The sequence below is a fragment of the Paraburkholderia piptadeniae genome, from assembly GCF_900007165.1.
GTDB classification, from domain to species: Bacteria; Pseudomonadota; Gammaproteobacteria; order Burkholderiales; family Burkholderiaceae; genus Paraburkholderia; species Paraburkholderia piptadeniae.
On record NZ_CYGY02000070.1, the window covers coordinates 47,868 to 70,461 of the forward strand.

21 protein-coding genes are annotated in these 22,594 nt (G+C 60.4%); all 21 read right to left on the reverse strand.

Annotated features, from left to right (window positions below; genetic code table 11):
• Positions 1–27 precede the first annotated feature (27 nt).
• The 21 genes from atpA to BN2476_RS33890 all read right to left on the reverse strand — a co-directional run bounded on the left by atpA (position 28) and on the right by BN2476_RS33890 (position 22,390).
• Positions 28–1,569, reverse strand: coding sequence for a F0F1 ATP synthase subunit alpha (atpA, locus tag BN2476_RS33790; protein ID WP_087738541.1), 1,542 nt, complete (start codon positions 1,567–1,569; stop codon positions 28–30).
• Between the two features lie 58 nt (positions 1,570–1,627).
• On the reverse strand, positions 1,628–2,167 hold the full coding sequence (locus BN2476_RS33795) for a F0F1 ATP synthase subunit delta (protein ID WP_087738542.1): 540 nt from the start codon (positions 2,165–2,167) through the stop codon (positions 1,628–1,630).
• A gap of 2 nt (positions 2,168–2,169) precedes the next feature.
• Positions 2,170–2,640, reverse strand: coding sequence for a F0F1 ATP synthase subunit B (locus BN2476_RS33800; protein WP_087738543.1), 471 nt, complete (start codon positions 2,638–2,640; stop codon positions 2,170–2,172).
• A gap of 137 nt (positions 2,641–2,777) precedes the next feature.
• Positions 2,778–3,047 (reverse strand): F0F1 ATP synthase subunit C, encoded by a 270-nt coding sequence (gene atpE, locus BN2476_RS33805; RefSeq protein ID WP_007180033.1) that lies wholly within the window; start codon positions 3,045–3,047, stop codon positions 2,778–2,780.
• Positions 3,048–3,132: 85 nt separating this feature from the next.
• Positions 3,133–3,984, reverse strand: coding sequence for a F0F1 ATP synthase subunit A (atpB, locus tag BN2476_RS33810; protein ID WP_087738544.1), 852 nt, complete (start codon positions 3,982–3,984; stop codon positions 3,133–3,135).
• Positions 3,985–4,129: 145 nt separating this feature from the next.
• On the reverse strand, positions 4,130–4,675 hold the full coding sequence (locus BN2476_RS33815) for an ATP synthase subunit I (RefSeq protein ID WP_087738545.1): 546 nt from the start codon (positions 4,673–4,675) through the stop codon (positions 4,130–4,132).
• A gap of 280 nt (positions 4,676–4,955) precedes the next feature.
• Positions 4,956–6,104, reverse strand: a complete 1,149-nt coding sequence (locus BN2476_RS33820; protein WP_087738585.1) for an SLC13 family permease — start codon at positions 6,102–6,104, stop codon at positions 4,956–4,958.
• An 11-nt stretch (positions 6,105–6,115) separates the two neighbouring features.
• Positions 6,116–7,006 carry a ParB/RepB/Spo0J family partition protein gene (locus tag BN2476_RS33825; protein ID WP_087738546.1) on the reverse strand — a complete coding sequence of 297 codons (891 nt, stop codon included), beginning with the start codon at positions 7,004–7,006 and terminating at the stop codon, positions 6,116–6,118.
• 38 nt (positions 7,007–7,044) lie between these two features.
• Positions 7,045–7,815 (reverse strand): ParA family protein, encoded by a 771-nt coding sequence (locus tag BN2476_RS33830; protein WP_087738547.1) that lies wholly within the window; start codon positions 7,813–7,815, stop codon positions 7,045–7,047.
• A gap of 49 nt (positions 7,816–7,864) precedes the next feature.
• Entirely contained in the window at positions 7,865–8,542 is a 678-nt protein-coding gene (gene rsmG, locus BN2476_RS33835) for a 16S rRNA (guanine(527)-N(7))-methyltransferase RsmG (RefSeq protein WP_087738548.1), read from the reverse strand.
• A complete protein-coding gene (mnmG, locus tag BN2476_RS33840; protein WP_087738586.1) occupies positions 8,539–10,497 on the reverse strand; it encodes a tRNA uridine-5-carboxymethylaminomethyl(34) synthesis enzyme MnmG in 1,959 nt (652 codons plus the stop codon). The genes rsmG and mnmG overlap by 4 nt, the downstream gene beginning before the upstream one ends.
• 173 nt (positions 10,498–10,670) lie before the next feature.
• Positions 10,671–11,444: an ABC transporter ATP-binding protein gene (locus BN2476_RS33845; protein WP_087738549.1), complete on the reverse strand. Its 774-nt coding sequence runs from the start codon at positions 11,442–11,444 to the stop codon at positions 10,671–10,673.
• The gene (locus BN2476_RS33850; protein ID WP_087738550.1) at positions 11,444–13,228 is read right to left on the reverse strand and encodes a branched-chain amino acid ABC transporter ATP-binding protein/permease; all 1,785 of its coding nucleotides are present in this window, start codon (positions 13,226–13,228) and stop codon (positions 11,444–11,446) included. The genes BN2476_RS33845 and BN2476_RS33850 overlap by 1 nt, the downstream gene beginning before the upstream one ends.
• Before the next feature lie 4 nt (positions 13,229–13,232).
• Complete coding sequence (locus BN2476_RS33855) at positions 13,233–14,288, reverse strand: branched-chain amino acid ABC transporter permease (RefSeq protein WP_087738551.1); 1,056 nt, start codon at positions 14,286–14,288, stop codon at positions 13,233–13,235.
• Positions 14,289–14,519: 231 nt separating this feature from the next.
• Positions 14,520–15,680, reverse strand: a complete 1,161-nt coding sequence (locus tag BN2476_RS33860) for an ABC transporter substrate-binding protein (protein ID WP_087738552.1) — start codon at positions 15,678–15,680, stop codon at positions 14,520–14,522.
• 268 nt (positions 15,681–15,948) lie between these two features.
• A complete protein-coding gene (locus BN2476_RS33865; RefSeq protein WP_087738553.1) occupies positions 15,949–17,115 on the reverse strand; it encodes an ABC transporter substrate-binding protein in 1,167 nt (388 codons plus the stop codon).
• 494 nt (positions 17,116–17,609) lie between these two features.
• Positions 17,610–18,581: a branched-chain amino acid ABC transporter permease gene (locus tag BN2476_RS33870; RefSeq protein ID WP_162497902.1), complete on the reverse strand. Its 972-nt coding sequence runs from the start codon at positions 18,579–18,581 to the stop codon at positions 17,610–17,612.
• Complete coding sequence (locus BN2476_RS33875; protein WP_087738555.1) at positions 18,581–19,465, reverse strand: branched-chain amino acid ABC transporter permease; 885 nt, start codon at positions 19,463–19,465, stop codon at positions 18,581–18,583. Before BN2476_RS33875 ends, BN2476_RS33870 begins: the two co-directional genes overlap by 1 nt.
• A gap of 130 nt (positions 19,466–19,595) precedes the next feature.
• Positions 19,596–20,810, reverse strand: a complete 1,215-nt coding sequence (locus BN2476_RS33880; RefSeq protein ID WP_087738556.1) for an ABC transporter substrate-binding protein — start codon at positions 20,808–20,810, stop codon at positions 19,596–19,598.
• Between the two features lie 48 nt (positions 20,811–20,858).
• Positions 20,859–21,614, reverse strand: a complete 756-nt coding sequence (locus tag BN2476_RS33885) for an ABC transporter ATP-binding protein (RefSeq protein ID WP_087738557.1) — start codon at positions 21,612–21,614, stop codon at positions 20,859–20,861.
• Positions 21,611–22,390, reverse strand: coding sequence for an ABC transporter ATP-binding protein (locus BN2476_RS33890; RefSeq protein ID WP_087738587.1), 780 nt, complete (start codon positions 22,388–22,390; stop codon positions 21,611–21,613). The genes BN2476_RS33885 and BN2476_RS33890 overlap by 4 nt, the downstream gene beginning before the upstream one ends.
• Positions 22,391–22,594: the final 204 nt, after the last annotated feature.

Here is a 22,594-nt window from a genome sequence, read left to right on the forward strand (position 1 = left end):
GTTTATGCCTTGCGGATCACTCGCGGATCAATAAGCGCCCGACTTCTTGAAGTCCTTGAGTGCGGCGTGCAGCGCGCCCTCGTCGTCCTTCGACAAGTCCTTGTTGTCTTCGATGCGCTTGACCAGGTCAGCATGCTTCGACTTCAGGAATTCGCGCAGGCCCTTTTCGAAAGGCAGCACTTGCGCAACTTCCAGATCGTCGAGGTAGCCGTTGTTCGCTGCGAACAGCGACACCGACAGTTCCCACACTTGCAGCGGCTGGTATTGCGGCTGCTTCAGCAATTCCGTCACGCGGCGGCCGCGCTCCAGCTGCTTGCGGGTTGCTTCGTCGAGGTCCGACGCGAACTGAGCGAACGCTGCCAGTTCACGGTACTGCGCGAGGTCGGTACGAATACCGCCCGACAGCTTCTTCACGACCTTCGTCTGAGCTGCGCCACCGACGCGCGACACCGACACGCCAGCGTTAATAGCCGGGCGGATACCTGCGTTGAAGAGGTCGGTTTCCAAGAAGATCTGGCCGTCGGTAATCGAGATCACGTTCGTCGGAACGAATGCCGTCACGTCGCCTGCCTGCGTTTCGATGACGGGCAGTGCCGTCAGCGAGCCGCTCTTGCCCTTCACTTCGCCGTTCGTGAACTTCTCGACGTACTCTTCCGAGACGCGAGCCGCACGTTCCAGCAGACGCGAGTGCAGATAGAACACGTCGCCCGGGTAAGCTTCGCGGCCCGGCGGACGGCGCAGCAGCAGCGAGATCTGACGGTATGCCCAAGCCTGCTTGGTCAAGTCGTCGTAGACGATCAGCGCGTCCTGGCCGCGGTCGCGGAAGTATTCGCCCATCGTGCAGCCGGCGTACGGCGAGAGGTACTGCATCGCGGCCGATTCCGAAGCCGAAGCGGCGACGACGATCGTGTATTCCATCGCGCCCGTTTCTTCGAGCTTGCGAACCACGTTCATGATCGACGAAGCCTTCTGGCCGATCGCGACGTAGATACAGATCAGGTCCTTGCCCTTCTGGTTGATGATCGCGTCGACAGCGACAGCCGTTTTGCCGCACTGGCGGTCGCCAATGATCAGCTCACGCTGGCCACGGCCGATCGGCACCATCGAGTCGATCGACTTCAGACCGGTTTGCACCGGCTGCGACACCGACTTACGCCAGATCACGCCCGGAGCAATCTTTTCGATTGCATCGGTCATCTTCGCGTTGATCGGGCCCTTGCCGTCGATCGGGTTGCCCAGTGCGTCGACCACGCGGCCGATCAGCTCCGGACCCACCGGCACTTCGAGAATGCGGCCCGTCGTCTTGACGATGTCGCCTTCCGAGATGTGTTCGTATTCACCCAGAATCACCGCGCCGACCGAGTCGCGCTCGAGGTTCAGCGCGAGGCCGAACGTGTTGCCAGGGAATTCGAGCATTTCGCCCTGCATCACTTCCGACAGGCCGTGGATACGCACGATACCGTCGGTCACGGAGATCACGGTGCCCTGGTTGCGAACGTCTGCGCTCGCTTCAAGGCCCTGGATCCGGCTCTTGATCAGCTCGCTGATCTCAGAGGGATTGAGTTGCATTATTCGCTCCTGATAGTCAATTCTGTTGCGTGCCAGCCGCCACAACCACGTGAGGGCTTCAGGCCGTCAGAGCCGTCTGCATGCTGGCGAGCCGCGCGCGGACCGAGGTATCGAGCACTTCGTCGCCGACCGTCACGCGAACGCCGCCGATCAGCGACGGGTCCACTTGAACCGTCGGCTTCAGCTTGCGTTTGAATTTGCGTTCGAGGCTTGCGACGACGTCGTCCAGCTGCGCACCTTCGAGGGGGAATGCGCTGACGATCAGCACATCGGCCGCACCTTCGCGGGCGTTCTTCAACTCTTCGAACTGCGTGGCGATTTCCGGCAAGAGCGGCAGACGATTGTTGTCGACCAGCATCTGGACCAGATTCTTCGCCTGCGCATTGTCCTTGAGCGGCGATTTCAGCGCGGCGAGCAGCAAGTCGCTGATCTGTGCACGGCTGACTTTCGGGCTCGAGGCAATCGACAGCACTTCGGGCAGACGCGCAACCTGTGCCAGCTCCTGCACGAGCGTGGACCAGGCGGCGATGTCACCAGCTTCGGCCACGCCAAACAGCGCTTCTGCGTACGGACGGGCGATGGTTGCAAGTTCGGCCATGATCAGAGCTCGGCTTTGAGTTGATTCAGCAGGTCGGCGTGGGCCGCCTGGTTGACTTCGCGCTTCAGGATCTGTTCGGCACCCTTCACGGCGAGCGCGGCGACTTCACCACGCAGCGCTTCACGCGCCTTCACGACCTGCTGCTCCGCGTCGGCTTTCGCCTGAGCGATGATGCGCGCTGCTTCAGCTTGCGCCTGTGCCTTGATTTCGTCGGCGACCGCGACTGCACGCTTTTCGGCGTCAGCGATACGTTGCTGGCCGTCATTGCGTGCCTGAGCGAGTTCCTGGTCGACGCGCTTGTGCGCGGCTTCGAGTTCCAACTTGCCCTTTTCAGCGGCCGACAGGCCGTCGGCGATCTTCTTCGAGCGCTCGTCGAGGGCGTTGATCAGCGGCGGCCACACGAACTTCATCGTGAACCACGCGAGGATCAGGAACACGACCATTTGCGCAAACAGGGTTGCGTTGAGATTCACGGTGTTTCCTTAAACGTTGCTTGATCGGAGGGGGAAACGGCAAGGCGCTCATCGATTCAGTGCTCGATCAGCGCCTTAGTGCCCGTTCCGCTTTGCGCCTTATCAGTTATAGATCAGGCGCACACTTCCGAGGAACCTCAGCCTGCCAGCTTCGACAGCAGCGGGTTCGCGAACGCAAACAGCATTGCCACACCAACGCCAATCAGGAACGCCGCATCGATCAGACCAGCAAGCAGGAACATCTTGGTTTGCAGCGGGTTCATCAGTTCCGGCTGGCGAGCGCATGCCTCGATGTACTTGCCGCCCATCAGGCCGATACCGATACAGGCGCCGATAGCACCCAGGCCGATGATGATGCCGATACCGATGGCGGTCAGACCCTGGATGTTGGCGATGAAAGCTTGCATGATCACTCCTTGTGAAAAGTCTTTTTGGAACTGGGATTTAAAAAACTACGATTCTTAAAGCTAGATTCTTTCTTGACGCGCCGGATTAGTGAGCGTCGTGTGCCTGGCCGATATACACCAGCGTCAGCATCATGAAAATGAACGCCTGCAGCAGAACGATCAGGATGTGGAAGACCGCCCACACGCTGCCCGCGATCACGTGGCCGATGAAGCCAAGCACCGTCGTGTCCGCACCGAAGTTCCAGATGCTGCCCAGCAGGGCAATCAGCAGGAACAACAGCTCGCCCGCGTACATGTTGCCGAACAGCCGCATGCCAAGGGAAACCGTCTTCGCGACGAACTCGATGATGTTCAGTGCAAGGTTCGGGATCCACAGCAGCGGATGCGCGCCGAACGGAGCGGACAGCAGTTCGTGTACGAAGCCGCCAGCGCCCTTGATCTTGAAGTTGTAGTAAATCATCAGCACGAACACGCCCAATGCGATACCGATCGTGCCGTTCAGGTCGGCCGTCGGAACGATGCGGTGGTGCGGAATGATTTCGGACAGACCCAGCCAGCCGATCACGCGGCCCGGCAGGTCGACGGGGAGAAAGTCGAGGGAGTTCATCAGCGCGACCCAGACGAACACGGTCAGCGCGAGCGGTGCGATGAATCTGCGGTTGCCGTGGATCATCGCCTTCGATTGATCCTCGACCATTTCAACCAGCATTTCGACCGCGCACTGGAAGCGGCCCGGAACGCCGGACGTCGCCTTACGCGCGGCCAGACGCAGGACCAGGACGGTGATGACACCGCATACGATCGACCAGAAAAGCGTATCGAGATTCCAGACGTGGATGTCGAAGATCGACGTCTGATGAGCGGTGGAAAAATTCTGCAAGTGGTGCGCAATGTACTCGGACGGATCCAGAGCGCGCGTTCCTTCGCTAGCTGCCATATCGTTAATGCCACCCAAATTGTCGAAAATCTTTCCGGGCCGCTCCCGCCGCAATGCTCTATCGCGGGAACACGCCAGCGCGGGCCTTTGTCGAACCCGCGCGCCTCGTTGCCAACGCCGTGCGTCAGCCAGTGTCTCGCTTGCTTCAGCGCCAGGCGAGCGCGATCCAGTACGTCTTGAGAGCAATGAGGTAAGTCACGAGAAGCGGAATCCACCGTACATCGTGATACCAGAATGCGATGGCAATAAACATCGCAATCGTTGTCCCCATCTTGAGTGCTTCACCGATCATCCAGCTCATCACCGTTTCGGCGCCACTCAACTTCTTAAGACGTGCCGCGAACAAAGCGCTCGGCACCCAGCAAATCGCTCCTCCCAGGAAGGCTGACAGCGCAGCATCGCCCGGCGGCTTGTAGAACAGCCACCACAACAGCGTCGCACCCAGGGACAAAACCATTTGCGCAATCACGACCTTGAACGGTGTAACGCGCGATGGACGACTCACGTTCGGACCGAACAGTTTTTCGGCCTCGGCCCGTGTGAGCGGAACGATATTGTTATCTTGCTGCTCGGCATCCCACGCGTCGTCATGCGCTGCGCCCTGACCGCCGGACGATTGCGAACCGGTGCGATCGTCGCGGTGTTCGTCGTGCCGTTGTTGCGGCGTTTGGTTCGACGCTTTGACCGCCATCGCAGTGTTCCCGCAAAGTCCTGTTCAGCCCGCGAGCTTTCGCACCGCTTACGGGTTACCTAGCAAATAAATCCGGGCGATTGTAAGCGATAGTTGCAGGCAATTCAAGACTTTAGCCCGACCAATAACGGCATGAAATGGCGCTTCATGATGCGGGAAAACGCCCATTTTCATGCGGTCGGACTGCAAATGTAAGGCGGTCGCGACAGATCGCGAAATGCCGCTGGAATTGTGCTACGAGCACAACGTTGCGAGCGCATTTTCGTCGCTCGCACAAGTGTCAAAAATGCAACAGGAGCCATCCGCCGGCGACCCCGCTCACGACCCAGAACGGAACCGAAAACAGGTGGAATTGCAGCCACATTCCGCGCTGTCCTGAAAGCCTCATTGCAATCAGATTCGCCAGTGAACCGATCGCAAATCCGAACCCGCCGACACTGACACCGAACGCCAATGCTCGCCAATCCTTTGAAAACTCAGCCAACATGATCGCTGCTGGGACATTGCTGATGAACTGCGAAAGCACTGCACTTGCGGCATAGGCTCGCAGCGGTGTCGTCAGATGCATTTGCCCGACGGCCGCGTGTACCGAGGGCAATGCTGCAACGCTTCTCAAGACGATGAACATGAACACAAAGATCAGCAGCAGAAGCCAGTCGATCTTCAAGACGATTCGAGGGCGCCAGAAGAGAAATCCGACGCCGACGCCGATCAGTCCGATGCCCGGGCGATGCGCGTCCGCGAGCAGTACAAAAGCGGCGAACAGAAGCACGGCGACGCCAAGCAGCGAACGATCGACGGGATGCGGTTCCGTGTCTTTCGACAGATCCAGTTCGACGCGCTTGAACGCCACTGCCGTCAGCGCATACAACATCACCATTAGCGCGACACACAACGGCGCCAATGTCAGCACAAATCCGGCGAACGAAACGCCGCTCGTCTGCCAAAGGAACAGATTCTGCGGATTGCCCAGCGGCGTAAGAACGGAGCCGGCATTGACGGCAATTGCAATGAAGATCACGAGCCGCTTCAGCGGCAGCGGCGTCAACTCATTCAGCGACAACGCAAGCGGCACGACGACGAACAATGCGACATCGTTCGTGAGCAGCGTCGACAGCGCAGCAGCAAGCGCGACCAGCAGATACGCCAGCCCTCGCTGCGAACGGATGCGATGAACGACGCGATGTGCGAGCCACATCAGGAATCCTGAATATTCGACGGCCTTCGTCAAAACCAGGAGCCCTGCGAGCGTCATCACCGTTTCCCAGTCGACGAGTGCAGGGAGCGACGCCAATGGGCGCGGATGGAGTATCTGCAGCGCGATCAATGCCGCGACGAGCACGGTCAACACCGGCTCTTTCGCCCCATAGCGAATGACCGCGCGCAACAAATTTTGACGAGGCTTTAGCGCTCGTTCGGCCGCAGGCATCGGGTGAATCTTCATGCAGCAGCTGCGCTGCCCCTCAATCGGGCAAGAATGCCTTCGAGTGCATCGAGATCGCCAAAGTCGACGAGCACCTGCCCCCGTCCGCGTCGGCCGAGCTTGATCTTCACTGTCGCGGCGAGCAGATCCGACAACTCCTCTTCGAGCCGGCGCGTATCGCGGCCACCGTCGTTATTCACCTTGGCTTTCACGGCGGGCGCGGCCTTCGTCGTCGTCGTGACCAGTTTTTCGGTTTCGCGCACCGACATTCGCTTGTTGATCACCTGATTCGCGAGCGTGATCTGCGTCGCGGCGTCGACTGCAAGCAATGCGCGCGCGTGACCCATGTCGAGGTCGCCGGCGAGCAGCATCGTCTGAACGGGCGACGCGAGATTCAGCAGGCGCAACAGATTCGACACTGCGCTACGCGAACGCCCCACCGATTCCGCCGCCTGTTCGTGCGTGAAGTTGAATTCGTCGAGCAGACGCTGAATGCCTTGCGCCTCTTCCAGCGGATTCAGGTCTTCGCGCTGGATGTTCTCGATGAGCGCCATCGCTGCCGCAGCCTGATCCGGCACATCGCGGACCAGCACCGGCACCTCGTCCAGCCCGGCCAGGCGCGCGGCGCGAAAACGTCGCTCGCCCGCGATGATTTCGAATTTTTCCGGCGAGATCGGGCGCACCAGAATCGGCTGCATCAAACCCTGCGCGCGAATGCTGGCCGCCAGTTCCTGCAACGCGCCCTCGTCCATTCGTGTGCGCGGCTGGTACTTGCCGGCCTGCATCTTTTCGAGCGGCAGTGTGTGCGGCGCGCCGTTGATCTTGACGGCTTCCGTGAACTCCGCGCTGCCGCCGAGCAACGCCTCCAGGCCTCTGCCCAAACCTTTCTTCCGTGCTACTGCGTTCATCGTGGTTCCTCGATCCGCTTTGGATGGATGGCGCTGCGTCATAGCGCACGCACCCGTTCGATCATTTCCGCGCCGAACTGCACATAAGCCTGCGCGCCGCGCGACGCGCGGTCGAACACGACGCCCGGCAAGCCGTAACTCGGCGCCTCGGCAAGTCGTACGTTCCGCGGAATGACGACGTCGAACACCTTGTCGCCAAAGTGCTCTTTCAGTTGTTCCGATACCTGCTGCTGCAACGTGATGCGCGGATCGAACATCACGCGCAACAAGCCGATCACCTTCAGGTCACGGTTCAGGTTCGCGTGAACCTGCTTGATGGTATTGACGAGATCCGACAGGCCCTCGAGCGCGAAGTATTCGCACTGCATCGGAATCACGACTCCGTGTGCGGCACACAGGCCGTTCAGCGTCAACAGCGACAGCGCGGGAGGGCAATCGATCAGGACAAAGTCGTACTCGGCCACCACATGCGCCAGCGCCTCTCTGAGCTGGCGCTCGCGATTTTCCATACCGACGAGTTCGACTTCGGCGCCCGCCAGTTCGCGATTGGCAGGCAGTACGTCGTACGAAACGGCTTCCGATTTCACGCGTGCATCGGCGACCGACACGCCGTCGACCAGCACTTCGTATACCGTGTTCTCGCAAGCGGCCTTGTCGACGCCGCTACCCATGGTGGCGTTGCCCTGCGGATCGAGATCGATGAGCAGGACCCGCTGTCCCTGCGATGCGAGGCTCGCGGCGAGATTGACCGCAGTCGTTGTTTTGCCGACTCCACCCTTCTGGTTCGCAACGCAGAAGATTTTTGCCATCTTTTTAGTGCCCCTTTGCAGCCTGTTTAGTGAGATTTCGATCTGATCATCAGCCTACTGCGACTTCGACCAGATGCCGTTCGGCATCCAGCGATGGCACTTTGAGACGAATCACCTGCGTGACATGCGCGCCCTCTGGCAAACGCTCGATTTCTCCGTCGGGTCGCACGCCCTTCATCGCCCAGATGGCTCCGTTGTCCGCGACGAGGTGACGGGCCAGTGTAACGAAATCCGCGAGTTCTGCGAATGCGCGCGACACGATGACATCAAATTTTCCCGGAACTTCAACGCCGGGTCTCAGGCTTTCTACCCGCCCCGTGACGACCGACAGATTCGCGAGACCCAACTCGGCCTTTGCCTGCGACTGGAAGGCCGATTTCTTGTGGACGATATCGTTGACGGTGACAGACCAACCGGGAAAGACGATGGCCAGAACGATGCCGGGCAACCCACCACCCGAGCCAACATCCAGTACCGACGACGGCCCAAGGTTGGCGAGATGCGGAACGATCGAGAGCGAATCCAGGATGTGCTGAATCAGCATCTGCCGCGGATCGCGGATTGCCGTCAGGTTGTAGACGGCGTTCCATTTCCCCAGGAGCACGACGTAATCGAGCAGTTTGCTCCGCTGCTCCGAACTAAGGCCGATGCCCAGTTCGCGCGTACCTACTTCCAGGAGGCCGGCGAGCGCCTCGCGGTCGGCCGCCGCATAGGAACGCGCCGTCATTGAACCACCGGCGTGCTGTCGTTGCCAGCGTCGGCGGGCTTTTGCGAACGGCGGCCGAGGCCGCGCTTAAGATGGACCATCAGCAGCGAGATAGCGGCTGGCGTAACCCCCGAAATACGCGATGCCTGACCGATGGTCTCAGGGCGAAACTGGATCAGCTTCTGACGCACTTCAAACGACAGCCCCCGAACTTCGGCGTAATCGAGGTTCTCCGGCAATCGCGTGTTCTCCTGCGCTTCGTTTCGCTCGATCTCACCCGCTTGCCGTTCGATGTAGCCCTGATATTTGACACCAATCTCGATCTGTTCCTTGATCTGCGCGAGCAGCACTTCGTCGTCGGCAAGCGGCTCGACTGGACCGCAGGTGCCTTCACGCAGACCGCAAACGCCGTCGTACGAGACGCCCGGGCGACGCAAAAGGTCGGCGAGACTGTACTCATGGTCGATCGGCTTGCCGAGCAGCGCGGTCGCTTCCTCAGACGAAAGCGTCTTCGGGTTGACCCACGTCGTCCGCAGGCGCTCTGTTTCACGTGAAACAGCGTCGCGCTTGCGGCTGAAAGCGTCCCAGCGGATGCCGTCCACGACGCCCAGTTCACGCCCAATCTCCGTCAAACGCATATCCGCGTTGTCTTCACGCAGGCTCAGGCGGTACTCGGCACGGCTCGTGAACATCCGATACGGCTCGGAAACACCGCGCGTCACAAGATCGTCGACCAGCACGCCCAGATAAGCCTGATCGCGGCGAGGGGTCCACGCTTCCCTGCCTTGGACGTACAAGCCAGCATTGATGCCCGCCAGCAGTCCTTGCGCAGCCGCTTCTTCGTAGCCTGTCGTCCCGTTGATCTGACCGGCGAAGAACAGGCCGTTGATCACCTTCGTCTCCAGCGACGCCTTCAGTCCGCGCGGATCAAAGTAGTCGTATTCGATCGCATAGCCGGGACGAAGGATATGCGCGTGCTCGAGGCCGACCATCGAGCGAACCAATTCGAGCTGGACGTCGAACGGGAGACTCGTCGAGATGCCATTCGGGTAGAACTCGTTGGTAGTCAACCCTTCCGGCTCCAGGAAGATCTGGTGCGATTCCTTCGATGCAAACCGGTGAATCTTGTCCTCAATCGACGGGCAGTAGCGCGGGCCAACGCCTTCGATCACGCCGGTGTACATCGGCGAGCGGTCCAAGCCACCGCGAATGATGTCGTGGGTCTGTGCGTTCGTATGCGTGACCCAGCACGGCACCTGGCGCGGATGCTGCTCGACGCGCCCGAGGAACGAGAAAACCGGAATTGGATCGAGGTCGCCCGGCTGTTCTTCCAGCTTCGAAAAATCGATAGTGCGACCGTCGATGCGCGGCGGCGTGCCTGTCTTGAGACGGCCTTGCGGCAGTTTCAGCTCTTTCAGACGAGCTGACAGCGACACCGCAGCAGGATCCCCTGCTCGTCCGCCCGTATAGTTGTTGAGCCCGACATGAATCTTCCCGTCCAGGAAGGTGCCGGCCGTCAAAACCACGGCACGCGAGCGGAAGCGGACGCCAACCTGCGTCACCGCGCCCGCGACGCGATCGCCTTCGACCATCAGATCATCGACGGATTGCTGGAAAAGCCAAAGATTTGGCTGATTTTCGAGCCGCCGACGGATCGCCGCCTTGTACAACACGCGATCAGCCTGTGCTCGGGTCGCCCGGACTGCCGGACCCTTTGACGAGTTGAGAATGCGGAACTGAATGCCGCCTTCGTCGGTTGCGGCCGCCATTGCGCCGCCGAGTGCGTCGACCTCTTTCACCAAATGGCCCTTGCCAATGCCGCCGATCGACGGATTGCAGCTCATTTGGCCGAGGGTTTCGATGTTGTGCGTCAGCAGGAGCGTCTTGTTGCCCATGCGAGCGGACGCCAAAGCGGCTTCCGTGCCGGCATGACCGCCACCAACGACGATTACGTCAAACTCTGTGGGATAAAGCATCGCAGATCTCACGCCGGATTCGCCGTGAGCCTTCAAGGAAAATATATGGCCGAAATTATAGCGGGTTCGCTTTTGACACGAATTTCGTCCAAAGGGCATAGGAATAAAAAACGGCGTGTTTCACGTGAAACACGCCGCTCATTTGACAGCCAACCCGTCAAAAATTCCTTCCGCTACGCCACCTTTTTCGTAAGACCGAGATACGTTTCGATCACGCGCGGATTCTGGGCCAGCGCGTCGGCTGCGCCTTCTAGAGCCAGTTCGCCCGTTTCCAGCACGTAGCCATAGTCCGAGATTTGCAGTGCCGCGCGTGCATTCTGCTCGATCAAAAGCGTCGCGACGCCCGTTTGCCGCAAGGCGCTGATGATATGAAAAATCTCCTTCACGATCAGCGGTGCCAAGCCGAGGCTCGGCTCGTCCAGCATCAACAAGTCCGGCTTACCCATTAGCGCGCGGCCGACCGCCAGCATCTGCCGCTCGCCGCCCGACAGCGTTCCCGCCGCCTGCTTGCGACGCTCCTTCAGACGCGGGAAGAGTTCGAACACCGGATCGAGCTGATCCGGATAGTTTCGATCGCCGGCGCGTTTGCGACGATACGCGCCAAGCACGAGATTGTCCTCGACCGTCATCGTCGCGAATAACTCGCGCTTCTCCGGCACGAGACACATGCCGCGTGCCACGCGCTTTTCGACGGGTACGGCACTCACGTCTTCGCCGAGATACGTGATTGCGCCCTTTGCGTGTCCCGTCAGCGGCAGCGCGCCCATGATCGCGTTAAGCAGCGTCGACTTTCCCGCGCCGTTCGGACCGATCACCGTAACGATCTGACCGGGACGCACGGTAATCCTTGCGTTGTGGAGCGCTTCGACCTTCCCATAGCGGACCGACAGGCTGTTCACTTCGAGAATCGGCTGCGCCGCGGCTTGAATTGTCGTTTGATTCTCCATCACTCCACCCCGCCCAGATAGGCTTCCAGCACAGCCGGATCGTTCTGCACATCCTGCGGAAGCCCTTCCGCGATCCGCGTTCCAAATTCCATCACGACTAAACGGTCAGTGAGATTCATCACGAAGTCCATATCGTGCTCGACTAGCAGCACGCTCATGCCCTCCTCGCGCAGCTTGCGCAGCAACGTCGCCAGCTGCTGCTTTTCCTGGTAACGCAGGCCTGCCGCAGGTTCATCGAGCAACAGAAGCGTCGGGTCGCAGCAAAGCGCACGCGCAATTTCGAGAATCCGCTGTTTGCCGAGGGCGAGACTGCCCGCTTCGTCGTACATATGCTCTTCCAGACCGACGCGTCGGATCTGTCGGGCGGCCTCCGCCATCAGACGCGCCTCCTCCGCAGCATTGAGGCGCGCCACGCTGCGCCACACGCCGGCGTGCCCCCTCAGATGCGCGCCGATCGCGACGTTTTCCAGCACGGTCATGCCCGGCAGCAGCTTCACGTGCTGAAACGTCCGTCCGATGCCGCGTTTGACGATTTCACGTGAATTCATCTTGTCAATACGCTCGCCGCGGAACGTAATCGCACCGCTTGTCGCTTGCAGCACGCCCGTGACCAGATTGAACGTCGTCGACTTGCCCGCGCCATTTGGGCCGATAAGACCGATGATCTGCCCTGCCTTCACATCGAAGCTGACGTCGTTCACGGCGACCAGACCACCGAACTGCTTGCGCGCCTTGTCGACGACGAGCAGCGCTTCGCCTGCTGCCGGCTTGCTGCGCTGCGGCAGCGCGTCCGCGTGATCGGGCACATGCGCATGCGGGCCGCGAGGGAAAATTCGCGCCACAAACGGCCACACGCCTCGGCGAGCATACTGCAGCAGCAGGACCATCAGAATGCCGAAGACGATGATTTCGAAGTTGCCGTTCTCGCCGAGCAGTTTGGGCAGCAGCGTCTGCAGGTAGTCCTGAAGCACGGTCAGAATGGCCGCGCCCAGTACCGCGCCCCAGACGTGCGCGACGCCGCCCACCACCGCCATGAACAGAAACTCGATGCCGTGGTTGAGACCGAAAGGCGTCGGGTTTACCGCGCGCTGCAAATGCGCGTACAGAAAACCCGAGATCGCCGCCAGCACAGCCGCATAGACGAAGATCACGACACGCATCCACGCGGTATTGACGCCCATCGCCTCTGCCATCAGCCCGCCGCCACGCAGCGCGCGGATCGCCCGACCCGGACGGCTATTAAGCAGATTCTGAACAGACACGACTGCGCCGAGCACGACGATCCAGATCAGGTAATAGATATGCCGGCCGGATTCGAGGTTGATGCCGAGCACGTTCAGCACCGGAATCCCGTTGATCCCGTCGTATTTGCCGAGCATCTCCATGTTGCCGAACAGAAAGAACAGCGCGAGGCCCCACGCGATCGTCCCGAGCGGCAAAAAATGCCCCGACAGCCGCATCGTTACAGCCCCGAGCAGCAACGCGATCAAAGCCGTCAGGACGACGCCGGCGATCAGTGCAAGCCACGGCGAGACGCCGAACTGCGTCGTCAGATACGCGGTCGTGTAGGCGCCGACGCCGACGAACGCCGCCTGTCCGAAGCTCGTCATCCCGCCGATCCCCGTCAGCAACACGAGACCGATCGCGACGATCGAGTAAAGGCCGATGTAGTTGAGCAGCGTCACCCAGTACTCAGGCACGTGGATCGGCTGCGGCAGCACGGGCAACGCAAACATCACCACGAGAAACAGCCAGAAGAACTTGTTTTGCATGATGCGTTTCATCGCGTCACTCCTCCTCTTCTTCCGCATGCGGGCTGGCAAGACTCCGCCAGAGCAGCACCGGAATAATCAGCGTGAACACGATCACTTCCTTATACGAGCTGGCCCAGAACGACGAATATGACTCCAGCAGTCCGACGAGTATCGAACCCGCCGCAGCGAGCGGATAGCTGACCAGCCCGCCGATGATCGCCCCGACGAAGCCCTTCAGGCCGATCAGAAAGCCCGAGTCGTAGTAGATCGTGGTCAGCGGCGCGACGAGAATCCCGCACAGCACGCCGAGGCCTGCCGCGAGCGTGAACGCGAGTCGCCCAGCCTGCGTCGTACCGATGCCGACGAGCCGCGCGCCGAGCCGGTTCACCGACGTTGCGCGCAAGGCCTTGCCCGAGATCGAGCGGTCGAAGTACACGTACAGCACGCCGATCAGCACGACGGCCACGCCGACCACCCACACGCTCTGCCCCGAGATCGACATGCTGCCGACGTTGAACGTCGCATCCGTGAACGCGTTGGTGCGCGAGCCTTCCGCGCCGAACATCACGAGCCCGAGGCCGACCATCGCGAAGTGCACGGCCACCGATACGATCAGCAGCAGGAGCGTCGTCGCTTCGGCAACAGGCTCGAACGCGAGGCGATAGACGAACGGCCCCATCGGCACGACGATCAGCAGCGTCAATGCGATCTGCGCGATCATCGGCAGCGGCTGCATGAACACACCGCGCGTGATTGCATAGACGGCGACAGGGAACAGCAGATACTTACCAGCCAGCGTCGCGAGCGTACGCGCCGCATGACGCCGCCGTTCCGCATGCCGCGCCATGCCGGTCACTTCCACGACGAAGCAAGCAAGCCCCATCGCCATCAGCAGCCAGCAGGTCGCAGGAAACTTCTGCGTCTGCAACGCGGCAAGCGTCAGCGCACCGTACGAAACGAACTCCCCTTGCGGGATGAAAATGGCGCGCGTCACGGAGAACACCAGCACCAACGCGAGCGCAAGCAATGCGTAGATCGCGCCCGTCGTGATGCCGTCCTGCGCGAGGATCGCCGCAATTGATAGATCCATACTTCCTCGTCCTGGAACGTCGAAATCTAAAGTGAGAAACAGAGAGAACCGCAGTGAGAACCGGCTGATCGACCACCAGCCGCAAAGCAAAGCCGCACTTCATAAAACAACTGCCGCGCCTGAGAAAACGACGCGGCAGAGCTTGCCATTGTTACCGACCAGAAATTGCCGCGTGACTTAAGAGCCGCCCTACTGACTCATTGCCACGCGTTGCGAGAGATGCGCACCTTCTTAGTCGTTCTGAAGTTTCCACTTGCCATCGGAGATTTCGACGATCACGCGTGCGCGCTTGTCGAGACCGTTGTGGTCGGTGGCCGTCGTGTTCATGATGCCGTGCGCGAGTGGCAGATCCTTGACGTTCTCGAGCGCGTCACGCAGCGCGACGCGGAATGCTTCCGTGCCCGGCTGGCCTTTCTTCAGCGCTTCGGGAATCGCGCGCTGAAGCATCTGGCCCGCATCCCACGCGTGACCACCGAACGTCGCGACGGAGCCCGCACCATACGCCTTCTCATAGGCGTTCTTGTACGCTTCCGACGACTTCTTCACCGGGTTCGAGTCGGGCAGTTGATCCGCGACGAGAATCGGGCCTGCGGGCAGCAATTCGCCTTCGCAGTCCTTGCCGCACACGCGCAGGAAGTCGTTGTTCGCGACGCCGTGCGTCTGATAGATCTTGCCCTTGTAGCCGCGCTCTTTCAGCGCCTTCGCCGGCAGTGCCGAAGGCGTCCCCGAACCTGCGATCAGCACGGCATCCGCATTCGATGCAACGATCTTCAGCACCTGCCCCGTCACCGATGCATCGGTGCGGTTATAGCGCTCGTTGGCCACGAGCTTCAGATGATGCGCATTCGCCGCCTGGCCGAACACCGTGTACCAGTTCTCGCCATACGCATCCGCGAAGCCGATGAACGCCACCGTCTTCACGCCGTGCTTTTCCATGTAGTCGGCGATCGCGTCAGCCATCAAGCCATCGTTTTGCGGCGTCTTGAATGCCCATGTGCGCTTTCCGTCCATCGGCGAAATGATGGCGGCCGATGCCGCGAGCGAAATCATCGGTGTCTTGCCTTCGGCGATCGGGTCGAGCATCGCGAGCGAGTTCGGCGTCACCGTCGAGCCGATGATCGCATCGACGTGATCTTCGTCGATCAGCTTGCGCGTGTTCTGCACTGCGCGGCTCGTATCCGATGCGTCATCTAGCACGATGTATTGCACGCTCTTGCCTGCGATCTCCTTCGGCAGCAGCGCAATCGTGTTTTTCTCCGGGATGCCGAGCGATGCGGCCGGTCCCGTCGTCGACAGCGTGACGCCGATCTTCACTTGCGCCATCGCTCCCGTCGCGCCGCAAACGAGCGCCATTGCAATCGCGGAACGGACCCACTTCTTTGTCGTTTTCATTGCATGTCTCCAAACGCTTTAAATGCGTGTCGTAATCCAGTTCGAGAACCGGGTAACTGAATCTAGTTATCGGGTATAAGCCTGCCAAGCATGGTTTTCCCTGCTCGTTGCAATTGAGTCAACTCCAGGCTTTACCGCTTTAGTTGTCTCCCCTGTGGATCAAGCTGAAGCTGCACTGCTTTATTCGATTCATCTCGCGTGCAATAAAAAAGACGCGTCAACTGCCCGCGTCTTTTTGAATGAATTCGAGTTCGTTAATTCTTCTCGTTTAATCGGAAGCAAGCTTCCATTTGCCGTCGACGATTTGCACCATCACGCGCGCCCGCTGATCGAGACCCGCGTGGTCGTTCGCGCTCATGTTGAAGATGCCGTGCGAGCCCGGCATGTCCTTCGTGCTTTCGAGCGCGGCACGCAGCGCTTCACGGAATTGCGCCGTGCCCGGCTGGCCCTTTTTCAACGCGACGGGAATCGCGCGTTGCAGCAGCAGGCCTGCGTCCCACGCATGGCCACCGAAAGTCGAAATCGAACCAGTGCCATTCGCGCTTTCGTAAGCGCGCTTGTACGCGAGCGACGCCTTCTTCACGGGATTCGAATCGGGCAATTGATCTGCGACGAGCAGCGGACCCGCAGGCAAATACGTGCCCTCACAGTCCTTGCCGCATACGCGCAGGAAATCGTTGTTCGCGACGCCATGCGTCTGATAGTACTTGCCCTTGTAGCCGCGCGCGCGCAGCGTCTTTTCCGGCAGCGCGGCCGGTGTGCCCGCGCCGGCGATCAGCACGGCATCCGGGTTCTGCGACATCATCTTGAGCACCTGGCCCGTCACCGATGCATCGTTGCGCGCGAAACGCTCATTCGCGACGACCTTGATCTTCGCGAGATCGGCGGCCTTGCCGAACTCCTTGAACCAACTCTCGCCATACGCATCCGAGAAGCCAATGAAGGCCATCGTCTTCACGCCGTGATTCGCCATATGCTGCGCAATGGCCGTGGCCATCAGGATGTCGTTCTGCGGCGTCTTGAAGACCCACGAGCGCTTTGCATCCATCGGTTCGACGATCGATGCGGCCGCTGCCATCGAGATCATCGGCGTTTGCGTTTCGTTCGCGATGTCGATCATCGCTAGCGAGTTCGGCACGACAGTCGAGCCGATCAATGCGTCGACGTGGTCTTCACTGGTGAGCTTGCGCGCGTTCTTGACGGCTTGCGTCGAATCGGTTGCATCGTCGAGCACGATGTAGTCGATTTTCTGGCCCGCGATTTCCTTCGGCAGCAACGCGCTGGTGTTCTTCTCCGGAATGCCGAGCGAGGCCGCCGGCCCCGTTGCCGACACTGTCATGCCGATTTTCACGTCCGCCCATGCTGCGCCGCTGTACGTTGCGCACACGCCCGTCGCGACCAATGCCGCGCTGATCCAACGCAATGCCGACTTCATTCCGCTCCTCTATGCCCGATGTTCGAGTTGATTCGAATACGTTGAAATGCCGACCCGATGGTCAGCGAATGGCGAGTGTAGCGGACGCATACTACGCGCGGCAAGCGGTTTGAAGGCTTTGAATCTTTGGGGAAAATGCTGCGGGAGAAACGCGTGCGGAGGCGCCAGAATTACAATGCTGCGCGAGGGCGGAGCATGCGCCATTAAAGCGATTTTGGATGGGAAAAGTAAAAAGCGCTGTTGGACTAAATCCAACAGCGCTTTTGTATGGGCACTGAGTGCCTCATTGTCTCCTCGTTCTCCACCTGCAAAATTCGGTGCATCAGAACTGTGTGAAGATTAAACGGGGACCGTTTGACGGGCAACTAGCATTTACCCTAGTGGTGCAGCGCCGCACATAAATGGGGCGGGTTCTTGTAGTTTCGCTTCGTTTTCGGCGCAGATCAGCCGCATTACGCAATTGATTCGGATGGCGAATCAATTGCGTCATCCGCTCACGCTCGCAGCGGTTTAAAGCGCTGGACGATCTCGCCGACGATGCCGCGCCTGAACGCGAGCACGCAGAGAATGAAGATGATGCCCATCACGATCGTCGCGGACTCGCCGAGCGAGTGAAACCAGTCGACGCCCGTCACTGATGCAATTACACCGCCGATATCGCCGAGCCGGTCCTCTAGCGCGACGATCAGCGCGGCGCCGAGCAATGGCCCGAACAGTGTGCCCATGCCGCCCACCAGCGTCATCAGCACGACGAGGCCCGACATCGTCCAGTACGCATCTCCGAGCGTTTCGAAGCCGAGTACGAGCACCTTCAGCGCCCCAGCAAGACCCGCGAGACCCGCCGACAGAACGAACGCCAGCAGCTTGAAGCGGTTGGTGTCGTAGCCCAGCGAGATCGCGCGCGGCTCGTTTTCCTTGATCGCGATCAGCACCTGCCCGAACGGCGAATGCACGATGCGCACGATCAACAGAAACGCCAGCACCATCACGACGAGCACGATGAAGTACAGCGTCAAATCCGACGAAAGGCTCAGCACGCCGAATAGCTTGCCACGCGGCACGCCTTGCAGGCCGTCTTCGCCGTGCGTGAACGGCGCTTGCAGGAACACGAAGTAGACCATCTGCGCAAGCGCGAGCGTCACCATCGCGAAGTAAATGCCCTGACGGCGAATCGCGAACAGGCCGACGACCAAACCGAGCAATGTCGCGGCCGCAGTGCCCGCGATCAAGCCGAGCTCGGGCGACAGGCCGACCGTCTGGATCGCGTAGCCGGTGATGTAGCCGGCCGTCGCCAGGAACATTGCGTGGCCGAACGACAGCAGGCCCGTGTAGCCAATCAGAAGATTGAATGCGGCCGCGAACAGCGCAAAGCACAGCACCTTCATCACGAACACGGGGTACGCGCCGACGAACGGCGCGGCGATGAGCGCGATCAGCAACAAACTGTAGAGCGCTTTTCTCTGCATCATTTTTCCTTGCCGAAGAGACCTGCCGGACGCACGAGCAATACGAGCGCCATGATCACGAAGACCACGGTCGCCGACGCTTCCGGATAGAACACGCGCGTGAACCCTTCGATCACACCGAGCAGCAGGCCCGTGAGGATCGAGCCCATGATCGAGCCCATCCCGCCGATCACGACGACGGCGAACACGGTGATGATCATCGGCTGACCCATCAGCGGCGAAACCTGGATCACGGGCGCGGCGAGCACACCCGCAAACGCGGCCAGCGCGACGCCGAAGCCATACGTCAGCGTGACCATCATGGGCACGTTCACGCCGAATGCCTCGACGAGCTTCGGATTCTCCGTGCCCGCGCGCAGGTACGCGCCGAGGCGCGTCTTCTCGATCACGAACCAGGTCGCGAAGCATACGATCAACGACGCGACGACCACCCACGCGCGATAGTTCGGCAGGAACATGAAGCCGAGATTGGTTGCGCCCGCAAGCGCCGACGGCACGTCGTACGGCTGCCCCGACGAACCGTAGATCGACCGGAACACGCCTTCGACGACCAGCGTGAGACCGAACGTGAGCAGAAGGCCATAGAGGTGATCGAGCTTGTACAGCCAGCGCAGCATCGAGCGTTCGATCAACACGCCGAAAAGCCCGACGATCAGCGGCGCAAGGACGAGCATCACCCAGTACGGCAAACTGAAATACGACAGGCCCATCCACGTGAGCATCGCACCCAGCATGAACAATGCGCCGTGCGCGAAGTTGATCACGTTGAGAAGACCGAAGATCACGGCCAGTCCAAGACTCAGGATCGCGTAGAACGAACCGTTCACGAGTCCGAGCAGGAGCTGGCTGAGCATCGCCGGTAGCGGAATGCCAAAGATATCCATTGAAGCCGTCGTCAAAGTGAAAGCGGCATGCACGCGTCAGGCCTGCGAAGGCCCGACACGTCCAGCACGCAGAACATCGACGCCTGCTTTGTCTTGATGAATCAGACCAGCAGGCGCTCCTCGGCGCCGCTTATTTCCACAGCGCGCAGCGCGTTTCCTGCTTCGTCGTAAAGGCCTGTTCCCCCGGAATCGTGGCGGTGATCTTGTAGTAATCCCACGGCTCCTTCGACTCGGCCGGCGTCTTCACCTGCATCAGGTACATGTCGTGGATCATGCTGCCGTCCTGACGGATGTAGCCCTTTGCATAGAAGTCGTCGATCTTCTGCTTCTTCAGCTGCGCCATCACCTTGTCGGCGTCCGTCGAACCGACCGTCTGCACTGCCTTCAGGTAGGTCATCGTCGCCGAATAGTCGGCCGCCTGCAGGCTCGACGGCATCTTCTTCATCTTCTCGAAGTAGCGCTGCGCCCACTTGCGCGTGGTCGCGTCCTTGTTCCAGTACCAGCTGTCCGTCAGCACGAGGCCTTGCGTCGTTTCGAGGCCGAGGCTGTGGATATCGTTGATGAAGATCAGCAGCGCGGCGAGCTTCATCGACTTCGTGATGCCGAATTCCTTCGCGGCCTTGATCGCGTTGATCGTGTCGCCGCCCGCGTTCGCGAGGCCGAGGATCTGCGCCTTCGATGCTTGCGCCTGCAACAGGAACGAAGAGAAGTCCGATGCCGACAGCGGGTGACGCACAGCGCCGACCACCTGGCCGCCATTGGCCTTCACGACGTCGCTGGTCGCCTTTTCGAGCGCCTTGCCGAACGCGTAGTCAGCCGTCAGGAAGTACCACGTCTTGCCGCCCTGCTTCGTCACGGCCGAGCCCGTGCCCTTCGCGAGCGCCGTCGTGTCGTACGCATAGTGAATCGTGTACGGCGTGCACTGCTCGTTCGTGAGCGTATCGGCGCCCGCGCCGATGCTGATGTACACCTTGTGCTTCTCGCCCGCGACCTGGTTCATCGACAGCCCCGTCGCGGAGTTCGTGCCGCCGACCAGCAAGTCGACGCCGTCGCGGTCGAACCATTCACGCGCGCGCGAAGCGGCGATGTCGGCCTTGTTCTGGTGGTCCGCATACACGACCTGAATCGGCTTGCCGTTCACCTTGCCGCCGAAATCCGCCACTGCCATGCGAATCGCTTCGAGACCACCCTGCCCGTCGATGTCGGCATAGAGACCCGACATGTCGGTGATGAAACCGATCTTCACTGCATCGTCGGCAGCCCGCGCGCTGCCCGTCGTCAATGCGACGCTTGCGGCCGCCGCAAAACAGATTGACGCGAGTCGCGCGAGTGTCTTCCTTTTCATTACTGTCTCCTTCTTTCTGCGTTGTGGTTGTCAGAGGCAATCAGGTGCTTACACCCCGAGCAGATCGTGCAGCACCGGCATTTTGCTTTCGAGCTCCTTGGCTTCGAAGTGCTCGACGATGCGTCCATGCTCCATCACATAGAAACGATCGGCGAGCGGCGCGGCAAAGCGGAAGTTCTGTTCGACCATGACGATCGTGTAGCCGCGCGCCTTCAGCGTCACGATCATGCGGGCGAGAGCTTGCACGATCACAGGCGCAAGACCCTCGGAGATTTCATCGAGCAACAGCAGGTTCGCGCCCGTACGCAGAATGCGCGCGACAGCGAGCATCTGTTGCTCGCCGCCCGACAGACGCGTGCCCTGGCTCATCCGCCGTTCCTGGAGATTGGGAAACATCTGGTAGATCTCGTCGACCGACATCATCAACGACTTGTCGCCGACGGGCGGCGGCAGCAGCAGATTTTCTTCGCACGACAGACTCGAAAAAATGCCGCGCTCTTCCGGGCAATAACCGACACCGCAGTGAGCGATTCGATGCGTCGGCATCGAAATCGTTTCGCGCCCGCCGACACGGATCGCCCCCGTGCGGCGCCCCGTCAGGCCCATGATTGCTCGCAGCGTCGTGGTGCGGCCCGCGCCATTGCGGCCGAGCAGCGTGACGACTTCGCCGCGGCTCACGGTCAGATCGACGCCGTGCAGAATGTGCGATTCGCCATACCACGCCTGCAAGCCGGCGATTTCCAGTGCCGGTTCGCCGCTCACCACACTCACTGCCGTGTTTTCCTGTTCGCTCACTGTGCTCATGCATGCGCTCCGGCAAGCGCCGCGTCCGCACTGCCCATATAGGCTTGCATGACGAGCGGATTCTTCGAGACTTCCGCGTACGTGCCTTCGGCGAGCACTTCGCCGCGTTGCAGGACGGTAATCGTGTCGGAGATGCCGGCAATCACATTCATGTTGTGTTCGACCATCAGGATCGTGCGACCGCTCGATACTTTTTTGATCAGCGCAGTCACGCGGTCGACGTCTTCGTGACCCATGCCTTGCGTCGGTTCATCGAGCAGCATCAGTTCAGGTTCCATCGCGAGCGTCGTCGCGATTTCGAGCGCGCGCTTGCGGCCATACGACAGTTCTACGGTGCGCACGTCGGCGAAATCGGTCAGACCGACCTGCGTCAGCAAATCGATTGCGCGATCATCGAGTTCACTCAACGTGCGCTCGCTCTTCCAGAAATGAAATGCCGTGCCCAGCTGACGCTGCAAGCCGATGCGCACATTCTGCAAAGCCGTCAGATGCGGAAATACAGCGGAAATCTGGAATGAACGGATAATGCCGCGGCGCGCGATCTGCGCCGGGCGCTCGCCCGTGATGTCGATGCCGTTAAAGACGATCTGACCCGCAGTGGGCACGAGAAATTTGGTGAGCAGATTGAAGCAGGTGGTCTTGCCTGCGCCGTTCGGCCCGATAAGCGCGTGGATAGAACCGCGCTTCACGCGAAGGTTCACACTGTTGACTGCGGTAAAACCTTTGAACTCACGTGTGAGCCCGCGCGTTTCGAGTATCGTATCGCCGAGAATCATGTTCCCTTCCATGCGAAGTAAGGCGAAGCACTACCGCGTTTTATTTCGCGCGAGGATTCGGCGCGACTGTTCATTGGCGAAGACGTCCCCGAGCCAATCGTGGCGTGGTGCACCAACGCGGACGGTCATCCATGCCGCACCACGCAGCATGGGTGCCATTGTCTCGCCAATGATGCAGCGCAATCATTGGGATTTGCACTTAGT

Coding starts and splice junctions, on each gene's coding strand:
- atpA (WP_087738541.1), bottom strand. CDS start 1,569: ATGCAACTCAATCCCTCTGAGATCAGCGAGCTGATCAAGAGCCGGATC.
- BN2476_RS33795 (WP_087738542.1), bottom strand. CDS start 2,167: ATGGCCGAACTTGCAACCATCGCCCGTCCGTACGCAGAAGCGCTGTTT.
- atpE (WP_007180033.1), bottom strand. CDS start 3,047: ATGCAAGCTTTCATCGCCAACATCCAGGGTCTGACCGCCATCGGTATC.
- atpB (WP_087738544.1), bottom strand. CDS start 3,984: ATGGCAGCTAGCGAAGGAACGCGCGCTCTGGATCCGTCCGAGTACATT.
- BN2476_RS33815 (WP_087738545.1), bottom strand. CDS start 4,675: ATGGCGGTCAAAGCGTCGAACCAAACGCCGCAACAACGGCACGACGAA.
- BN2476_RS33820 (WP_087738585.1), bottom strand. CDS start 6,104: ATGCCTGCGGCCGAACGAGCGCTAAAGCCTCGTCAAAATTTGTTGCGC.
- BN2476_RS33825 (WP_087738546.1), bottom strand. CDS start 7,006: ATGAACGCAGTAGCACGGAAGAAAGGTTTGGGCAGAGGCCTGGAGGCG.
- BN2476_RS33830 (WP_087738547.1), bottom strand. CDS start 7,815: ATGGCAAAAATCTTCTGCGTTGCGAACCAGAAGGGTGGAGTCGGCAAA.
- rsmG (WP_087738548.1), bottom strand. CDS start 8,542: ATGACGGCGCGTTCCTATGCGGCGGCCGACCGCGAGGCGCTCGCCGGC.
- mnmG (WP_087738586.1), bottom strand. CDS start 10,497: ATGCTTTATCCCACAGAGTTTGACGTAATCGTCGTTGGTGGCGGTCAT.
- BN2476_RS33845 (WP_087738549.1), bottom strand. CDS start 11,444: ATGGAGAATCAAACGACAATTCAAGCCGCGGCGCAGCCGATTCTCGAA.
- BN2476_RS33850 (WP_087738550.1), bottom strand. CDS start 13,228: ATGAAACGCATCATGCAAAACAAGTTCTTCTGGCTGTTTCTCGTGGTG.
- BN2476_RS33855 (WP_087738551.1), bottom strand. CDS start 14,288: ATGGATCTATCAATTGCGGCGATCCTCGCGCAGGACGGCATCACGACG.
- BN2476_RS33860 (WP_087738552.1), bottom strand. CDS start 15,680: ATGAAAACGACAAAGAAGTGGGTCCGTTCCGCGATTGCAATGGCGCTC.
- BN2476_RS33865 (WP_087738553.1), bottom strand. CDS start 17,115: ATGAAGTCGGCATTGCGTTGGATCAGCGCGGCATTGGTCGCGACGGGC.
- BN2476_RS33870 (WP_162497902.1), bottom strand. CDS start 18,581: ATGCAGAGAAAAGCGCTCTACAGTTTGTTGCTGATCGCGCTCATCGCC.
- BN2476_RS33875 (WP_087738555.1), bottom strand. CDS start 19,465: ATGGATATCTTTGGCATTCCGCTACCGGCGATGCTCAGCCAGCTCCTG.
- BN2476_RS33880 (WP_087738556.1), bottom strand. CDS start 20,810: ATGAAAAGGAAGACACTCGCGCGACTCGCGTCAATCTGTTTTGCGGCG.
- BN2476_RS33885 (WP_087738557.1), bottom strand. CDS start 21,614: ATGAGCACAGTGAGCGAACAGGAAAACACGGCAGTGAGTGTGGTGAGC.
- BN2476_RS33890 (WP_087738587.1), bottom strand. CDS start 22,390: ATGATTCTCGGCGATACGATACTCGAAACGCGCGGGCTCACACGTGAG.